This is a genomic window from Aeromonas sp. QDB56, from assembly GCF_027705505.1.
Classification (GTDB): domain Bacteria; phylum Pseudomonadota; class Gammaproteobacteria; order Enterobacterales; family Aeromonadaceae; genus Aeromonas; species Aeromonas caviae.
The window spans coordinates 1-15,570 of record NZ_JAPDBZ010000033.1 but is presented as its reverse complement, the minus strand read 5'-3'; the positions used below and the strand labels follow the sequence as shown (position 1 = coordinate 15,570).

General features: G+C 64.9%; 16 protein-coding genes, 3 tRNA genes and 1 pseudogene. 7 read left to right on the top strand and 13 right to left on the bottom strand.

What is annotated here, in order from left to right; all coding sequences use genetic code 11:
* Nucleotides 1–14: 14 nt before the first annotated feature.
* The 5 genes from OKB81_RS07715 to OKB81_RS07695 all read right to left on the bottom strand — a co-directional run bounded on the left by OKB81_RS07715 (nt 15) and on the right by OKB81_RS07695 (nt 2,053).
* On the bottom strand, nt 15–287 hold the full coding sequence (locus tag OKB81_RS07715; protein WP_109112804.1) for a hypothetical protein: 273 nt from the start codon (nt 285–287) through the stop codon (nt 15–17).
* A 136-nt stretch (nt 288–423) separates the two neighbouring features.
* A tRNA-Tyr gene (locus tag OKB81_RS07710) sits at nt 424–508 on the bottom strand.
* Nucleotides 509–539: 31 nt separating this feature from the next.
* A tRNA-Tyr gene (locus OKB81_RS07705) sits at nt 540–624 on the bottom strand.
* A gap of 32 nt (nt 625–656) precedes the next feature.
* Nucleotides 657–741 (bottom strand) — tRNA-Tyr (locus OKB81_RS07700).
* 223 nt (nt 742–964) lie between these two features.
* Nucleotides 965–2,053 (bottom strand): ketoacyl-ACP synthase III, encoded by a 1,089-nt coding sequence (locus OKB81_RS07695; protein ID WP_109112805.1) that lies wholly within the window; start codon nt 2,051–2,053, stop codon nt 965–967.
* A gap of 200 nt (nt 2,054–2,253) precedes the next feature.
* Here OKB81_RS07695 and OKB81_RS07690 point away from each other — a divergent pair, with 200 nt between their 5' ends.
* The 6 genes from OKB81_RS07690 (at nt 2,254) to OKB81_RS07665 (ending at nt 7,514) form a co-directional block, all read left to right on the top strand.
* On the top strand, nt 2,254–3,207 hold the full coding sequence (locus OKB81_RS07690; protein WP_109112806.1) for a LysR family transcriptional regulator: 954 nt from the start codon (nt 2,254–2,256) through the stop codon (nt 3,205–3,207).
* A 128-nt stretch (nt 3,208–3,335) separates the two neighbouring features.
* Entirely contained in the window at nt 3,336–3,947 is a 612-nt protein-coding gene (locus tag OKB81_RS07685) for a LysE family translocator (protein ID WP_160836568.1), read from the top strand.
* Between the two features lie 178 nt (nt 3,948–4,125).
* Nucleotides 4,126–5,988, top strand: coding sequence for a peptidase U32 family protein (locus OKB81_RS07680; RefSeq protein WP_160836566.1), 1,863 nt, complete (start codon nt 4,126–4,128; stop codon nt 5,986–5,988).
* A 117-nt stretch (nt 5,989–6,105) separates the two neighbouring features.
* Nucleotides 6,106–6,435: a DHCW motif cupin fold protein gene (locus OKB81_RS07675; RefSeq protein WP_041214635.1), complete on the top strand. Its 330-nt coding sequence runs from the start codon at nt 6,106–6,108 to the stop codon at nt 6,433–6,435.
* A 44-nt stretch (nt 6,436–6,479) separates the two neighbouring features.
* Nucleotides 6,480–6,737 (top strand): DUF1272 domain-containing protein, encoded by a 258-nt coding sequence (locus OKB81_RS07670; protein ID WP_041211221.1) that lies wholly within the window; start codon nt 6,480–6,482, stop codon nt 6,735–6,737.
* A gap of 111 nt (nt 6,738–6,848) precedes the next feature.
* Nucleotides 6,849–7,514: a class I SAM-dependent methyltransferase gene (locus tag OKB81_RS07665; protein ID WP_119197384.1), complete on the top strand. Its 666-nt coding sequence runs from the start codon at nt 6,849–6,851 to the stop codon at nt 7,512–7,514.
* Nucleotides 7,515–7,536: 22 nt separating this feature from the next.
* On the opposite strand, the gene OKB81_RS07660 is transcribed toward OKB81_RS07665, so the two are convergent.
* From OKB81_RS07660 to OKB81_RS07635, 6 genes are all read right to left on the bottom strand, one after another.
* On the bottom strand, nt 7,537–8,013 hold the full coding sequence (locus tag OKB81_RS07660) for a methylated-DNA--[protein]-cysteine S-methyltransferase (protein ID WP_109112810.1): 477 nt from the start codon (nt 8,011–8,013) through the stop codon (nt 7,537–7,539).
* Nucleotides 8,010–9,518 (bottom strand): DNA-3-methyladenine glycosylase 2, encoded by a 1,509-nt coding sequence (locus OKB81_RS07655; RefSeq protein WP_119197385.1) that lies wholly within the window; start codon nt 9,516–9,518, stop codon nt 8,010–8,012. The genes OKB81_RS07660 and OKB81_RS07655 overlap by 4 nt, the downstream gene beginning before the upstream one ends.
* Before the next feature lie 261 nt (nt 9,519–9,779).
* Nucleotides 9,780–11,258 (bottom strand): carboxypeptidase M32, encoded by a 1,479-nt coding sequence (locus OKB81_RS07650; protein ID WP_160836562.1) that lies wholly within the window; start codon nt 11,256–11,258, stop codon nt 9,780–9,782.
* Nucleotides 11,259–11,364: 106 nt separating this feature from the next.
* Nucleotides 11,365–11,946 carry a DNA endonuclease SmrA gene (gene smrA / locus OKB81_RS07645; protein WP_010673286.1) on the bottom strand — a complete coding sequence of 194 codons (582 nt, stop codon included), beginning with the start codon at nt 11,944–11,946 and terminating at the stop codon, nt 11,365–11,367.
* Between the two features lie 116 nt (nt 11,947–12,062).
* Nucleotides 12,063–12,212 carry a DUF3149 domain-containing protein gene (locus OKB81_RS07640; protein WP_010673287.1) on the bottom strand — a complete coding sequence of 50 codons (150 nt, stop codon included), beginning with the start codon at nt 12,210–12,212 and terminating at the stop codon, nt 12,063–12,065.
* A 155-nt stretch (nt 12,213–12,367) separates the two neighbouring features.
* Nucleotides 12,368–13,255 (bottom strand): TraB/GumN family protein, encoded by an 888-nt coding sequence (locus tag OKB81_RS07635; protein ID WP_041214639.1) that lies wholly within the window; start codon nt 13,253–13,255, stop codon nt 12,368–12,370.
* Between the two features lie 70 nt (nt 13,256–13,325).
* On the opposite strand from OKB81_RS07635, the gene OKB81_RS07630 reads away from it, so the two are divergent.
* Complete coding sequence (locus tag OKB81_RS07630; protein WP_041214640.1) at nt 13,326–13,658, top strand: DUF1904 family protein; 333 nt, start codon at nt 13,326–13,328, stop codon at nt 13,656–13,658.
* A gap of 60 nt (nt 13,659–13,718) precedes the next feature.
* Here the strand turns inward: OKB81_RS07630 and OKB81_RS07625 are convergent, their stop codons facing one another.
* The gene (locus OKB81_RS07625) at nt 13,719–14,549 is read right to left on the bottom strand and encodes an SDR family oxidoreductase (protein ID WP_109112741.1); all 831 of its coding nucleotides are present in this window, start codon (nt 14,547–14,549) and stop codon (nt 13,719–13,721) included.
* A 114-nt stretch (nt 14,550–14,663) separates the two neighbouring features.
* Nucleotides 14,664–15,491 (bottom strand): annotated as a pseudogene (locus OKB81_RS07620) (OprD family outer membrane porin); the annotation flags it as partial.
* Nucleotides 15,492–15,570: the final 79 nt, after the last annotated feature.

Genomic DNA, 15,570 nt, shown 5'->3' with positions numbered 1-15,570 from the left:
CAGGAAGGAGGGGGTCAGGGAAGGGCATGGCCCTGTGCAGGTGCGGCGCCAGCCTGGGGGGCTGCGTGCATGGCCTGGGCAAGCCAGGACCAGTCGAGCATGGGGGAACCCGCCTTGAAGCGCTGATAGGCGTATCCCTGGCGGATGGTCAGGAAGAGGGTGCTTGGCAGGCCGAGGCGGTTGAGGTAGCGCACCATCACGTCTCCCTGATAATCCCGCAGCCGCAGTTGCAGCTCGGGCAGTGTCAGCCCGTGCTCGCGACCCGTTTCATCCCAGATTTCAAACATCTGTGTGCACTCCTTGCGACATGAGGCTCCACTGTTTCTAAAAAGTGCGGGGAGGGCAATTGTCAGATCTGACAGCGCCATATGGATTCTATCCAGAAAAGTGAAAACCCGGCGCGAGGCCGGGTTGTCTGAAGGATGGTGGAGGGAGAAGGATTCGAACCTTCGAAGGCAGAGCCGTCAGATTTACAGTCTGATCCCTTTGGCCGCTCGGGAACCCCTCCACAGGGGCATTGCATATTGTGTTCAGGAAGATGGTGGAGGGAGAAGGATTCGAACCTTCGAAGGCAGAGCCGTCAGATTTACAGTCTGATCCCTTTGGCCGCTCGGGAACCCCTCCACGGGGTATTTTCCTGATTTTTCGCACTTGAATGGTGGAGGGAGAAGGATTCGAACCTTCGAAGGCAGAGCCGTCAGATTTACAGTCTGATCCCTTTGGCCGCTCGGGAACCCCTCCCCAAGTGCGAGGCCGCATACTACCAGATCCGGCAAGGTTGTGAACCCCTTGGCCGCATTCTGACGACAAAAAAGTGTCAAGTGGTCATTTTTTGATATGTTTCGCTCAAAATTCACACTTTTCAATGACTTTTATGTCGCTGCCGAAACGGCGAGGGGGCGTAGGGGGGCTGGCAGCCAGGAGCCCCGGGACTCCTGGCGGATCATGGGGAGCGGGCGCTCGCTCAGGCGTCGGCGGGGCGGGCCTGCTGGCAACCCTGCACCGCATGGGCGATGAGTTCGAGGGCGCTCTGCTCGCAGGGGGGCAGCACCTCGTCGCAATTCGCGATCGGGGTGACGCGATCTCCCCATTTGATGAGGGCGGCGCCCCAGGTCAGCCCGGCCCCGAAGGCGGCGGTCAGCAGGTAGCTGTTCGGCTTGACCCGACCCTGCTCCAGCGCCTCGCACAGGGCGATGGGCACGGTGGCGGCGGAGGTGTTGCCGTACTGCTCTATGTTGACCATCACCTTCTCCATGGGGGCGTTCATCCGCTTGGCCAGGGTCTCGATGATGCGCACGTTCGCCTGGTGCGGCACGATGAGGTCGATCTGCTCGGGGGCGATGCCCGCCTGGGCCAGTACGGTGCTGGTGGCTTCACCCATGCCGCGCACGGCGCGCTTGAAGATCTCCTGCCCCTCGAAGTTGAAGGTGAAGAGGCCGTCAATGTCGGCGAAACGCACCCGATCCGTACCGAAATTCGGCACGTGCAGTATCTCCCGCGCTTCGCTGTCACAACCGAGCTTGCTGGCAATCAGGCCGCTCTCCTGCTCGCTCGCCTCGATGATGACGGCGCCGGCGCCATCCCCGAACAGCACGGCGGTGTCGCGCTTGGCCCAGTCCAGCAACTGGGTTAGCCGCTCGGCACCGATCACCAGCACCCTTTGCATCATGCCGGTCTGCACCAGGGAGGTGGCGACCGAGAGGGCATAGACGAAGCCGGTGCAGGCGGCGTTGAGGTCGAACACCGCTGCCTTGTGGGCGCCGAGGGCCTGCTGCACGGCGGAGGCACCATTGGGGACCAGCGTGCCCGGGGTGGCGGTCGCGAGGATGATGCCATCGAGGGCGGCGGCGTCCAGACCTGCGCACGCCAGGGCGCGACGGGCGGCCAGGGTGGCGAGCGCCTGGGTGCTGACATGGGAGACCCGGCGGGCCTTGATACCGGTGCGCGGGTAGATCCACTCGTCCGAGGTATCCATGATGGTGCCGAGGTCATCGTTGGTCAGCGAGGCGGGGGGCAGGCATTTTCCCCACCCGGTGATAGTGGCGTATGTCATCTTGTCGTCGCTTATCGTGATGGCCGCCCTGGGGCGGAAAGTGGCGAAATTATGCCGCACGGGGCGTTCACTGTCATCCTGCGGTCCCCCCAGTGTAAGGGGAGTGGCGGGAGCAAGACCGTGATTTTGCTTAAATTTCCGCTTCTCCTTGCCGTAAGATGAAGGCCCGATCCCGGCGACCCCTTCCCGAGGTGACTCCTGTGCACAAAGCGAATCTCAATCTCTTGCCCACCCTCAAGGTGCTGCTGGAGACCCGCAACATCAGCCGGGCGGCGGAGCTGCTGAACCTGAGCCAGCCCTCCATCAGCAAGCAGCTCGGCCAGCTTCGCAGCGAGTTTGGCGACGAGCTGCTGGTGCGGGAAGGGCAGCGCTGGCTGCTGACCCCGCGGGCCGAGGCCCTGGCGGCCCAGCTTGCCGATTCCCTCGGTGCCCTGGAGCGGCTCTACGAGGCGCCGGAATTTGCCCCCGAGCGCTGCGAGCGGGTGTTTCGGCTCGCCTCCTCCGACTACGTGGCCCAGCACATCCTGCCGGACATCTGTGCGGCCCTGGCGAGGGCCGCCCCCCGGGCGGCGCTGGAGTACAGCCTGTGGGACAAGCGCCAGTTGCCCCAGCTCTGGCAATCGGAGCTGGACATGGTCTCCACCATCACGGAACTGGTGCCGGACCAGATCCGTGGCCTGCATCAGGGGGAGGACAGGCTGGTGGTGCTGATGGGGCGCCATCACCCGCTCTCTGGCATGGCGCCCAGTCTGGAGGATTACCTCGCCTGGCCTCACCTGCAGGTGAGCGGGGGCGGGGACAAGGACAGCCCGGTGGAGCAGGTGCTGGCCCCCCGCGGGCTCTCCCGCCGCTGGTTTGCCCGGGTGCCCTTCTTCCAGGCAGCGGTGGAGGTGCTGCTGCGCACAGACTGTCTGATGACCACCCCGGCCCATATCGCCTGGCAGCTCTCCCGGGAACATGCCCTGAGTTTTTGCGATCTCCCCTTCGCCACCCGGGTCCAGCAGTATCATCTGCTGTGGCACCAGCGCCACCACCTGGATCCGGCTCACCGCTGGTTCCGCGAGCTGGCCTATCCCTTCCTGCGGGATCACCTGCAATTCACCCTGGGGGAGAGTCGCAAGCAGTTGGCCCGAGGGCCGCAGGTGAGCCGCTGATGGCAGCGGGTTGTGCCACTCTATAGCTACTGGCTATGGACTCTATTCTTAACTTTCACTTCTGGCATAGCGAGCCACCCCCTACCCTGATCCCGGGTGACAACAATCGACACGAAGGAAGAGAAGGTATGGAGCTGACGAGTTGGCTGGCGCTGGCCGCCATTTGCGTGATGGGGGCCATCAGCCCGGGGCCCAGCCTGGCACTGATCATCCGCAATACGGTGCAGGGAGGGCAGGGCCACGGGGTTGCCACGGCGCTGGGACATGGCCTGGGAGTCGGCATCTATGCGCTGATCACGGCCCTCGGCCTCGCCATCCTGATCACCCAGACCCCGCTGCTGTTCGATCTCATCCGCTACGGCGGCGCGGCGTTCCTCGCCTGGCTCGGGATCAAGGCGTTGCTGGCCAGGCCTGCAGGGGGTGAGGCAGGCAAGGAGGAGGGACATCCGCCACGGGGACGTCAGGGGGCGTTCGAGGGCTTTATGGTGGCCTTCTTGAACCCCCAGCTCGCCATCTTCTTTATCGCCCTGTTCAGCCAGTTCGTGCACGCCGACACCGGCTGGCGTGAGGGGGGCATCATGATGCTGACCGCAGGCGGCATCGATGCGCTCTGGTATGTGCTGGTGGCCCAGGTGCTCTCTCGCGGGCCCGTACTCGCCTGGCTCAAGGCCAAATCCACCGTGATCGACAAGGTGAGCGGCCTGGTGCTGCTGGGGCTGGCCCTCAAGGTCGTGATCTAGCTCCGCGTCGGGTGCCTGCGTAGTCGGCATTCTGTCAGGGCCGGGGAATAAGGGGGCCGCCAGATGTCCTTGTACCTGGTCAATCCTGCATTCTGCGGTGATCTTAAGCGGGATCAAGGCGGGGGGCGGGGAGTCTGGCTAGAGTGGCGGCCATTTGCAGCCCTTCGAACCGGACGTTATGCGCGATCAGAACCATCACAACCGCCTGGAGTTGCTGGCCCCGGCCAAGAACCTCGCCTATGGCATCGAGGCCATCAACCACGGCGCCGATGCCGTCTACATGGGGGGCCCCGCCTTCGGTGCCCGCAGCGCAGCGGGCAACAGCCTCGAGGACATCGAGGCCCTGGCCCGCCATGCTCACCGCTTCGGCGCCCAGGTCTTCGTCGCCTTCAATACCCTGCTGCACGACCACGAGCTGGAGCAGGCCTGGCGCCTGACCCACCAGATCTACCAGGCGGGCGCCGATGCGCTGATCGTGCAGGACATGGGGCTGCTGGCGCTCGATTTGCCCCCCATCGCGCTGCACGCCAGCACCCAGACCGACAACCGCACCCCGGAAAAGGTGAAGTTTCTGCAGGACGTGGGCTTCTCCCAGGTGGTGCTGGCCCGCGAGCTCTCCCTTGCGCAGATCCGCGAGATAAGCGCCGCCACCAGCGTGCAGCTGGAGTTCTTCATCCACGGCGCCCTGTGTGTCTCCTACAGCGGCCAGTGCAACATCAGCCACGCCCGCACCGGCCGCAGCGCGAATCGCGGCGAGTGCGCCCAGCTCTGTCGGCTGCCCTGTTCCCTGCAAACGCCAGGGGGGGAGGTGCTGGTGGAAAACAGCCACCTGCTCTCCTTGAAAGACATGGATCAGACCGACAACCTGGAGGCGCTGATCGCCGCAGGGATCCGCTCCTTCAAGATTGAAGGGCGCCTCAAGGGGCTCGACTACGTCAAGAACGTCACCGCCTGGTATCGCCAGAAGCTGGACACCATCCTGGCGAGCCGCCCCGATCTGGTGGCCGCTTCCGCCGGTCGTTGCAGCTACACCTTTACGCCGGATCCCAAGAAGAGTTTCAACCGGGGCAGCACCGACTACTTCCTCCATGGCCGACAGCCAGGCATCGACTCGCCGCGCAGCCCGAAATACGTCGGGGAGCCGCTCGGGCGCGTCACCAGCGTGACCCGCGATGGCATCGAGATCGACGGCCAGGCCGTTGCCCTCAACAACGGCGATGGCCTCGGCTTCTTCAAGCCGGGGGGCGAGCTGGTGGGGATGCGCCTCAATAAAGTGGAGGAGAAGGCACAGAGCAAGCGGTTACTCCTGTCGGAACCCATGCCCGGTCTCAAGGTGGGCACCGAGATCTTTCGCAACCACGATCAGGCCTTCAGCAAGCAGCTCGAAAAGGGGAGCGCGGATCGCCGCATCCGGGTCGATATGCGGTTATCGGAGTGCGACGAGGGACTGCGGCTCGAACTTGTGGACGAGCAGGGCATTGGCGCCGCCGTCACGCTCCCCTGCGACCAGCCGCCGGCCGACAACCCGGAACGGGCGCTGCAGCATGCCAGGGATCAGCTCGGCAAACTCGGCAACACCCTGTTTGTGGCTCGCCAGATTGAGTTGGCATTCACTCGCCCGCTATTTATTGCGGCTTCACAGCTTAACGGCTTGCGCCGGGAGGGGATCGCCGCCCTGGAGGCGGCCCGTCTGGCTGCCTACCGGCGACCCGAGCGGCGCATTCCCCTACGAGGCGCCGTTTATCCCCAGCATCGGCTCTCCTACCTCGGCAACGTGCTGAACAGCGCGGCGGAGCAGTTCTTTCGCGAACACGGGGTGGGGAGCATCGCCCCCGCGTATGAGGCGAACAAGGAGGAGCGGGAAGTGGTGCTGATGACAACGAAGCACTGCATCCGCTACAGCCAGCAGCTCTGCCCCAAGGAGGTGCCCGGTCTCAAGGCCGAGCCCCTGGAGCTCAAGATGGGCAAGGAGAGCTTCCGCCTGCGTTTTGACTGCCACCGCTGCGAGATGCAGGTGATGGGCAGCCTGAAGAGGGGATGATTGCCCGTGTGGGCATGGGGATGGAGCGGATTTGATGGCAGTATGGGGCGCGGTCTTGTCACGGATATCCCGTGGTGAGACACCTTCCCCCAGCCTTCTTCTGACAAAGGATCCGTCATGAACATCCATGCACTGCCGTTTTGCACCACGAACTGGGCCGAGGTCCCGCCGACCGAACACAAGGGAGAGCGCGGCGTCGCCCGCTGGCACACCCGGCAGTTCGGGGAGCTGCGGGTGCGAATGGTGGAGTACTCCCCCGGGTATCTGGCGGATCACTGGTGCAGCAAGGGTCATGTGCTGCTCTGCCTCGAAGGGGAGCTGCACACCGAGTTGCAGGATGGCCGCGTCTTCACCCTGACGCCGGGCATGAGCTACCAGGTGGCGGACAACGCCGAACCCCATCGCTCCTACACCGAACTGGGCGCTCGCCTCTTTATCGTCGACTGAGCCGCCCTCTTTCCCGCTTTCCCCTTGCGCTTCAGGAACTTGCCATGCTTGAACTCAGACCCAACTGCGAGTGCTGTGACCGGGATCTGCCCGCCGACACGGCGACGGCCTACATCTGCTCCTTCGAGTGCACCTTCTGCGCCGAGTGCAACGATCAGTATCTGCACCTGACCTGCCCCAACTGTGGCGGCGAGCTGGTCAGGCGCCCGCGCCGCCCGGCGGCCAAGCTGCTGAACAACCCCGCCTCCCTCCAGCGCGTCTTCAATCCGGCTCTGAAAGCGGCGCTGGGCAAGGGGGGCTAGGGCTCTCCCTTCATGGGAAGGGCTGGGCTGGCAACTGGCTCGTCCCTGTGGCTCTTGACCTTCTCCCGGCGGCAGCCCCTATCAAGGGGGCTCACACCAAAGGAGCAAAAGATGACGGAGCGATTCGAAGGAGAAGGGGCGAAGGCCTATGACAGCCGCATCCCCCTGCTGGTGCCAGGCTACGAGCTGCTGCACCAGCTTTGTGCCTCCCGGCTGATGGCCGCGCTGGGCCAGCAGGCCCGGGTGCTGCTGGTGGGGGTGGGCACGGGCAGCGAGTTGCTGCTGCTTGGCCGTCTCTGCCCCCGCTGGACCTTTGTGGCCCAGGATATCTCGGCGGACATGCTGGCCCAGGCCAGGATGCGGGCCGAGCAGACGGGCATGGGGGACAGGGTGTGCTGGCACCTGGGCGCATTGCCTGTGGTGAATAAGCCTTGCGATGGCGCACTCTGTCTGCTGGTGCTGCATTTTCTGGCGCAAGATGCCAAAGCTGCGCTATTGGGTGATATTTATCGCCAGCTCAATCCTGGCGCTCCCCTGCTGCTGGCGGATCTGATGGCGCCAACGGACCCGCTCGAGCGCAAGGCCATGGGGTTGCAAGCCGCCCTCGCCGGTCTGCCGCTTCCTGCCTGCGAGCAGATGGTGCGCCGCCTCGGAGAGGACTTCACCTCCCTGGACGAGGGACAGACCCGGCGCCTCTTGCAAGGGGCCGGTTTCGCGGCGGCGCACCGCTTCTTTCAGGCGCTGGGGTTTCACGGCTGGCTGGCGCAGCGGCAGTGAGCCCTGGCCGGGTGGCGCCGGATCAACGAGAGGCCCTCTCCAGCGTCAGCAGTGCCTGCTTGATGGGCAGGCCTCCCGCATAGCCGGTGAGGCTGCCATTCTGGCCGATCACCCGGTGGCAGGGGATGATGATGGAGAGCGGATTGCGGCCGTTCGCGGCACCCACCGCCCGCACCGCGTTTGGCTTGCCGATGGTGCGGGCGATGTCGCCGTAGCTGCGGGTCTCCCCGTAGGGGATGTCGCACAGCGCCTGCCACACCGCTTGCTGAAACGCCGTGCCCCTGGGGGCGAGCGGCAGGGTGAAGCGCTGCAACCGGCCCGCGAAGTAGTCCCGAAACTCGGCGAGGAAGGGGGCGAGCGCCTCGCCGTCCTGCTGCCAGTCCTGCATGTCGGGGAGCGGCCGCAGTCCGGCCAGGAAATCCACATGGACCAGGCCGCGCTCGTCGATGGCGACCAGCAGTTCGCCCTGGTCGGTGGGCATCATGTCATAGCGGATCATGGGCTCTTCTCCTCGTCTTGTGTCTGTGTTGGCCGGGTGAGCAGCGCCGGTTGTTCACTCATGGCGTGCCACAGCCAGCTCGCGGCATAGGCGCGCCACGGCTGCCAGGGGGCGCTGCGCGCTGTCACCTCTTTCACCGGCAGCTTGTCACCGCCCCCCAGCGCCTTTTGTAGCACGAGATCCGAGGCGGGGAAGGCATTCGTGTCGAGCCCGCAGCGCAGCCGCCAGTAAGCGACCGTCCAGGGACCTATGCCCGGCAGCGCGAGCAGTTGCTCGTCGCTTGCCGTGGCGAGGGTGAGTGCGCCGCTTGCGAGCGCCGAGGCCAGCCCTTGCAGGGTGCGGATGCGGCTGCCCGGCATGCCGATGCCGTCGAGATCCAGCTCGCACAGCTGGGTCGGGGTGGGCAGCTGAGCCGTGCCAAACTGAGCCTGGGTGCGGGCCACCAGGCGCCCCATGATGGTGATGGCACCCTTGACCGACACCTGCTGGCCGACGATGGCGCGCAGCATCACCTCGTATTCATCCCACCCCCCCGGCAGCCGCACCCCGGGCCATCGTCCCTGGATGCCGGCGAGCAGCGGATCCTGCCCCAGGTGTTCGCCGATGCGGCTCATGTCGGCGTCGAGATCCCACATGCGGCGCACGCGGTACAGGATGTCTGGCAGCGCACCCGGCGGCAGATCCCGCACCGTGAGTCTGAGCCTCTCCCCCTCGACGGGCTCGATGCGGATGAGCCCCTCTTGTTCGCCGACCCGGTGACGGCGTTCGTAACCGTGCTCATCCACCCGCTCCAGCCCCGGAATGGCGCGCAACCGGTAGAACGCGAGCATGGCCTGGACGTCGAACGGCGGGCGATACAGCAGGTGCAGTTGCAGGCTCGATTGCGGCGTCTCCTGCGGCGCACCCCCTTCCTGCTTGCGCAGGGCGCCCGGCGTCATGCCATACGCCTGCAGCCAGGCGTCGTTGAAGCGACGAATGCTCGCAAAGCCTGCGGCAAACGCCACGTCCGTGATGGGCAGGCGCGTCTCCGTCAACAGCCGTTTCGCAAGCAGCAGGCGGCGCGTCTGCTCCACCTGTTTCGGCGAGGCGCCGAGGTGTTGCTCGAACTGGCGCCGCAGCGTGCGCTCCGTGATCCCGGCCTGCGTTGCAAGGGAGCCCAGGCTGTGCTCCGCAAGCTCGCCGCGCTCGATGCGCGCCAGCACCTGGGCGACGAGCGGTGGCAGATCCCCGCTCTGGGCCGGTGCGAGCTCGGGGCGACAGCGCAGGCAGGGGCGCAGCCCGTGCTGCTCCGCCGCCGCCGCGAAGCGAAAATAGCGCACATTGTGCTCGTGCGGTGCCCGCGCCGGACACACGGGGCGGCAATAGATACCGGTGGACAGCACCCCGGTGAAGAAGCGACCATCGAAACGCGCGTCTCGCGCGAGGCGTGCGGCGTGGCACTGCTCCCGAGTGAGACCCGGGATGATCTCGTCTCGTTGGGATGAATGCGGGGGCTCTATGGTCATGGCATGGCTCGGGTTGCTGTGGGCATGTCCCAGAGACTAAGCGGGGGCGAGAGGGGTGACTAGCCAAAAACGGACAGGGATAGCAAAAATAGTGCGATCCGAGGAATCCCAGTCCTCCCTTTGTAAGGTTAGGGGGGCAGGACCCCACCCTAACCCTCCCCTTCGTAAGGGGAGGGGACAAACAGCTCCCCTCTGTGAACGGGGGCGGGGTTAGCTCCTCCCCCTTGTGAAGGGGGAGGCTGGGAGGGGGTTCAACCTCGCTTATTTCAGATAGCGCTGTTCGAGGTGTTTGCGCAGCCATTGGGGATTGAGCGCCTCGCCGGTCGCGCGGCGAATGAGCTCGTCCGTGCCGTGCAGGCTGCCCTGGGACCAGATATGGCGACCGAGCCAGCCAAAGATCTCCGGCAGGCGGCCGGACTCTACGAGCGTGCCCATGTCGCCGAGCTCACGCTCGAGTGCAAAGCGCAGCTGCGCCGCGTACATGGCGCCGAGCGTGTAGCTCGGGAAGTAGCCAAACGAGCCGTCCGTCCAGTGGATGTCCTGCATGCAGCCGTTCTGGTAATTGCCCTTCGTGGACAAGCCGAGCCACCGCTGCATCTTCGCGTCCCACAGCTCGGGGATGTCCGCGACCTCGATGCGCCCTTCCATCAGGTCCCGCTCCAGCTCGTAGCGCAGGATGACGTGGGCAGGGTAGGTGACCTCGTCCGCATCGACGCGGATAAAGCCGGGCTCGACCCTGTTGTACAGCTTCTTGAGGTTCGCGGGGGCGAGCGCGGCCTGTTCGCCGAAGTGTGCGCGGATGCGCGGTGCAATCTGTGCAAGGAACGCGGGGTGATGGCCGAGTTGCATCTCGCAGAACAGGCTCTGGCTCTCGTGAATGCCCATGGAGCGCGCCTCGGCCACCGGCTGGCCGAGCAGTGCGCGCGGCAGGCCCTGCTCGTAGCGTGCGTGGCCCGTCTCGTGGATGATGCCCATCAGGCTGGAGACGAACTCCTGCTCGTTGTAGCGCGTGGTGATGCGCACGTCCGTCGGCACGCCGCCGCAGAACGGGTGGCTGCTCACGTCGAGCCTGCCGTGCGCAAAATCAAAGCCGAGCAGTCCCATCACCTCCTGGCCGAGCGCCTGCTGCGTCGCAACCGGGAACGGGCCTTGCGGGGTGAGGATGGTCTCGATTTTCTGCCGCTCGCTCACGGTCTGGATGAGGCCGGGCAGCCAGCTCGTCAGATCGCCGAAGATCTGATCCAGCCTCGCGCTCGTCATGCCGGGCTCGTACAGCGCCAGCATGGCGTCATAGGGGCGCACCCCGAGCGCGTCGGCGCGCAGGCGAGCCACCTCCCGCGACAGGCGCACCACCTCCTCGAGGTTCGGGGCAAAACCTGCCCAGTCGTTCTCCTTGCGCTGGCGACGCCAGGCGTGCTCGCATTTGCTGCCGGCCAGGGAAAGCGCCTCCACCAGCGCCCCCGGCAGCAGGCTTGCATCCTGCCACTGGCGCTTGATCTCCCGCAGGTTCGCACGCTGGTGCTCGTCCAGCGGTTCACTCTCTGCCTTGGCAATCCACTCCCCAAGCTCGGGGGCGGTGCGCTTGCCGTGGATCAGCACGCCGAGCTCCGCCATCGCTTCGGCGCGGGCCTCGTTGCCCCCCTCCGGCATCATGGCGGCCTGATCCCAGCCGCAGATGGCGGAGAGGTGGGAGAGGCGGTGCAGTTGTTGCTGATGTTGTTCGAGTTTCTGGTATGACATGGGATTGTCCTTGTTATCGTCCCTGATGGTATGCACCCCGTACCTGGCATGATCGGGGCCGCCCGATGCTAGCACTGCCATCCCCCCTGGTGCCACCCTCAGGCAGTCAGCCGAGGCGCTTCTGGTGCCGTTCGCGGTTTTCCGCCTTCTTGCGCTCGCTCTTGCGCAGCAATACGTAGAGCGCACCGCTGCCGCCGTGGCGGCGCTCGGCGCTGTGCATGGCCATCACCGAAGGCAACTGTGGCAGCCAGGCGCTGACATGGCTCTTGAGCAGGGCACGCGGGGTGCTGCGCTCCCCCTTGCCGTGCAGGATCAGCAGGCAGCGGATATCCCGCACTTCGCATTCGGCAATGAACTGCACCAGGGCGATACGGGCCTCGTTGAGCGTCTTGTGGTGCAGGTCGAGGGAGCCTTGCAGCTCGTATTTGCCAAGGCGCAGCTTCTTGTAGACCCCCTCCTGCACGCCGTCACGCTTGAAGCCGACGATGGCATGGGGGTCCAGCATCTCGACTGCTTCCGTGCCAAGGTGATCCAGGGTGAGTTGTTCGGCGGTGGCGGCTTCCCGGCGCGCGAGTTGCGCCTCGGTGGGCTGGCTGTTGCCCGCAACGGGGGCGATATGGTCGCTGCGAAGGGGCCGCACGTCGGCCACTTCCTGCAGGAACAGTGAGAGTTCGTCGTTATGAGACACGGCAGGCTCCCCGCATGAAAATGAGGGAGCCAGTATAGCGGGCCTTGGTGGGCCTTAGAATGGCAACGCTCGCAGGCCCCGGCCCCTGCCGGGTAAGGCGGTCTGAGCGAGCCTGGTTATTGCCCCTCTTTGGGCGGCTCTGCGTGCATCACCTTGTAGATGAAATAGACCGCATAGGCGCTGATGAGCAGGAAGGTGCCGAAAATCACCAGCATGGACATCAGCCCCACGCTGTTGCCGAACATCAGGTTCATCCAGAATTCCATCTCGTTCACTCCTGTCACTGGGCGGTGACAGGCATGATAGATACCTCTTCAGGAGGGAGGGGATGATCTCGATCAACTCCCTCTCTGGTTATTTAATCGGCAGCAAATTCTGTGAGCCGACGCGCATCCGGCGCGTCAGGTCGCCGGACTGGACGCTATTTTGCTTTCTCCAGGGTCGGTTCGGTGAGGGGCGTGATGCGCCAGCCCTGCTGCTCCAGCAGGGCGAGCAGCCCGTGCTCGCCGTAAAGATGCAGGGCTCCTACCACGATAAAGCTCTCGTTCGGCAGGCTGGGCCACTTCTTGACCCAGTTGCGGTTGCGCTCCGCCAGCAGGGTCTGTTCCAGCCAGGCTTGCAGCTTGGGCGGCGCCATCTCCTCCCTGAGCAGATTGATGAGGGTGGCCTCGTCCCCGTTCTGCCAGGCGGTCATCACGGCGTCGAACCCCTGCTGGATGTCGGGCAGCTCGTCCAGGGTGCTCTCCAGCATCAAGGTCTGGTTGTCGCCGACGCTCGCGAGATAGCCGAGCTGCTCCAGCAGGGTCTCCAGCCCGACGATGGGCTTGCCGCCGTCGTTCGCCCGCTTGGCGAAGTGCTGGTCGACACCGTATTCACCGCGATAGCCGGTGCGCTCCAGGGCTGCCTGGGTCAGGGTAATGGCCGCAAACCAGGGACGCAGCGGGGCCAGCATGCTCTCGTTCAGACCGTTCTGGCCCGCGGCGATGAGGGTGCGACGGTAGAGGTCGATGGGCAGGTGATCCTTGAGGGTCTTGCCGTCGACGAGCCGGGTGATGGCGCCCATCTCCTGCCACTGCTCCTGGCTGATGTGGGTCATGTCCACCTCCATCACCAGGGCGCGGCTCTGCTGCCAGGCGCGCTCCACCGGGTCCGGCAGGGGATAGAGAGAGGGTTTGCCCGCATGGATGGACCCCAGCAGCCAGTGCTGTTCGTTGCCCTTGTTGATGCGGTAAAAGGCCGGATCGGCCATGGCATGGAGCGGCAGCAGCAGGCAGAGCAGGAAGGAGAGCAGCGTGGGATGGAATCTCATGAGGCACCTTATGTGAGCGGGATGAGTGCTCTATGATAAGTCCTCATTTGTCACAGCCAAGAGGTTTCCCATGCCCCACCTTCGTTTTCGGGCAGTTTCTGTCGACACCCTGCAGCGGATAAGCGCCCCCCTGATGGCGGACCTCTGCGCCCTGACCGGTGGCAAGCCGGAGTTCGTCACCCTGGAGTGCGTGCCGAGCCAGTGGGTACGAGATGGCCAGCCCGAAGCCGGTTTTCCCTTCGTGGAGCTGGTCTGGTTCGAGCGACCGCAGGAGATGCAGGATGCCGCCGCCGCCCTCATCACCCGCCACCTGAAAGGGGTGCTGGGGGAGCAGACCTATGTGGTGGTGCAGGTGCTGCCCATCGTCAAGAGTCACTACTACAGCAACGGCCAGCACTATTGAGCGGGCATCGTTGCTAAGACAGGTGCATGTCAAGAGGAGGGCCCGCCGAGGGCACCTTTATCAGACGGATTTGATCAGCAGCTTGTCAAGCCAGCGGCTTGGCAGCAGGCGGCGCAGCACGGTAAACAATTTGGTCGGGAAGGTGACCGGGTAGCGGTGCCTGGGACGCTTGCTCGTGAGCGCATGCACTAACGGCGGGATGCAGGCCTCGCTTGGCAGGGTGTAGCCCCGGGCACCCCCTTCACGCTCCAGCCTGGCCAGCGTCTGGGCATAGGCGTCCTGATGGCGGCTCGCGCTCGGGTCTATGTGGCGCAGGAAGGCCTCCCGGGCATTGGCGCGAAACCGGGTGTCGATGGGGCCGGGTTCGATCAGGCTGATGTGCACGCCGCTGCCCGCGAGTTCCAGGCGCAGGGTGTCGGTATAGCCTTCCAGCGCGAACTTGCTGGCGTTGTAGGCGCCACGATACTTCATGGCCACCAGGCCAAGGACCGAGCTGTTCTGCACTATGCGCCCCTCGCCTGCCGCCAGCATGGGGGGCAATACCTGGCGAATGAGGTGATGCCAGCCAAAGAGGTTGGTCTCGAACTGCTCGCGCAGCGCCTCGGTGGGCAGATCTTCCAGCGCACCGGGCTGGCCGTAGGCGCCGTTGTTGAACAGCCCGTAGAGGCGCCCCTCGGCCAGGGCCAGCGCCTCTGCCGCCCCTCGCTCTATGCTGGCGCTGTCCGCCAGATCCAGTTGCACCGCCAACAGACCCTGCTGCTGCAGCAGGGCCACATCCTCGGCCTTGCGGGCGGAAGCGATGACGGTGAAGCCCCGGGCGCCGAGCGTTCTTGCGGCGGCGAGGCCGATGCCGCTGGAGCAGCCGGTGACGAGCACGAAGGGATGGGGCATGAGCATGGTCCTGATTGACGGCCGGCAGGTGGCCCGAAGCTGGCATGGTAGCGTGGTGCCACCAAAAACAAAACCGGGCCAGAGGCCCGGTTTTCGGTCACGTCAGATGCCTGATTACATGATGGTGAACGGCATGATGATGTGGAACTTGACGTCATGCTCGGAGCTGAACATGTTCGGGTAGTACCAGCTGCCCTTGTCGTCCTGTTCGTTGTTGTAGTCGGTGTAGTGTAGCTTGAACAGGGTGCCCTTCAGCTTGCCGTCCTGCACTGTGTACATGACGTCGAAGTTGGCTGCCCACTCTTTGCCACCTTCCAGGGACTTGTCGCCGTTGTTGGCATCCCAGCCGTAGGCACCGGAGACACCCACGCCCCAGCCCGGTGCACCCACCAGATCATCCAGGGAACGAGTCACGCCGAAGAACAGGGCCTTCTCGTCGTTGTGGTTCCAGTCGGAGCGGGAATCCCACCAGATTTCGTTCGCGCCCTGGGAGTTGCCGTAGCCGCGGGTCAGACGGGGCAGGTAGTTGCCCAGATCCCCTTCAGCCTTTGTCCACAGGCCTTCCAGACGGAAGCCATAGGGGCCGGCTGCCCAGCTGGCGGTCAGGGCTTGTTGCCAGGCCAGGCCGTCATAGTCGCTGTTCTCGGTGTCGGAACCGTAGAACTGGTAGCTGGTGTTCAGGCCACCCAGTACGTCGAACTTGTGGGCCAGCTTGAAGTGGTAGCTGTCCATGTAGCCTTCGGACTGACCGAAGCCGGCGGTGACGGCAGTGCCGTTCTCGAAGGTGTAGCGAGCGGCCAGACCGTGGATGTAGTCGATCTTGTTCGCATCGGTGAAGGGATCGCTGGCATAGGGGCTGCTCTTGGAGAAGCCGGTGGTGTTCTTGAACCAGGGAGCTTTGTACTCGTCGGCGATGGCGTAGGTCAGGTAGAGGCCGCCGAAGGGTAACCGTTCACCGGCCCCGGCTTGACTAAGCCGAGGTCAGGTTGAATACGTCAGGATAAGGCTGGCCCGTCATGAC